The organism is uncultured Limnohabitans sp., from assembly GCF_937889215.1.
Taxonomy (GTDB): Bacteria; Pseudomonadota; Gammaproteobacteria; order Burkholderiales; family Burkholderiaceae_C; genus Limnohabitans_A.
In genome coordinates, this window is the sequence record NZ_CALBEX010000445.1 from 1 (window position 1) to 1,138 (window position 1,138).

General features: G+C 59.6%; 1 protein-coding gene. It reads right to left on the reverse strand.

What is annotated here, in order from left to right; genetic code table 11:
• Positions 1-1,138: penicillin-binding transpeptidase domain-containing protein (locus tag Q0341_RS11350; RefSeq protein ID WP_299513306.1), on the reverse strand; the 1,138-nt coding region annotated here is incomplete at both ends.

A 1,138-nucleotide genomic window follows, 5' to 3' on the forward strand; every position in this document is an offset into this window, starting at 1 on the left:
GCCCAGTGATTGGATGCCACCGCTCACGGCGAACTCGTTGTAGAGCCACTCTCCTGCGACATTGACCAAGCCCTCTGGCGGCGTCAGCTCTGTTTGGGGGAGGGTGCGAAGTGCGGTTTCCATGTACTTGATCCAGACCGGCAGACTTAAGCCGCCGCCGGTTTCTCGGTCACCAAGTTTGCGGGGGTTGTCATAGCCAATCCAGACCACCGCGGTCAATTGCGGGTGGTAACCGGCAAACCAGGCGTCCATGGCGTCGTTGGTGGTGCCGGTTTTGCCAAAAAGGTCTGTGCGCCCCAAGGTGGCTTGGGCCCTTGCTGCCGTGCCGGATCGGGTCACTTCTTGCAACAAGGTGGACATGACAAAGGCATTGCGCTCTGAGATGGCGCGACCCGATGCGGGGTTGTTGGGGGTGGCTGGGGTGTCGACCAGGATGCGGCCTTTGTAGTCGCTGATGCGTGTGATCAGGTGAGGTGGCACCAGTTGGCCACCGTTGGCAAAGACCGAATAGGCCGTGGCCATCTGCATCACGGTGGCCGAGCCAGCCCCCAGGGCCATGGTCAGATAAGGGGGGTGCTTGTCCTCATCAAACCCAAAACGGCCAATCCATTGTTGGGCATTGCGCGGCCCCTCCGATTCAAGCACCCGTATCGACACCATGTTCTTGGATCTGGCCAGACCGGTGCTCAGGCTCATGGGTCCGTCAAATTTGCCGTCGTAGTTTTTCGGCTCCCAAGGTTGGCCCCCGGTCACGCCACCACCAAAAAACAAGGGCGAATCGTTCACCTGGGTGTTGGCAGAGATGCCCTTTTCAAGCGCTGCAGAATAGATGAAAGGCTTGAAACTGGAGCCCGGCTGCCGCCAAGCTTGTGTGACGTGGTTGAATTGATTTTTGGTGAAGTCAAAACCACCCACCAGCGCCCGGATGGCGCCTGTTTGAGGCGTCATCGACACAAAGGCGCCTTCGACTTCGGGCAGCTGCGTGAGTTCCCATTGGCCGTTGGTCAAGCGGATGACCCTGACCACGGCCCCTCTGCGGATTTGTTTGGCAGCAGGCGCTTTGGCTGACAGCCCGGATTGGACGGGCTCCAGCCCTTTGCCGGTGATGGTGATTTGCTCGCTGTTCTGCCTGACCACC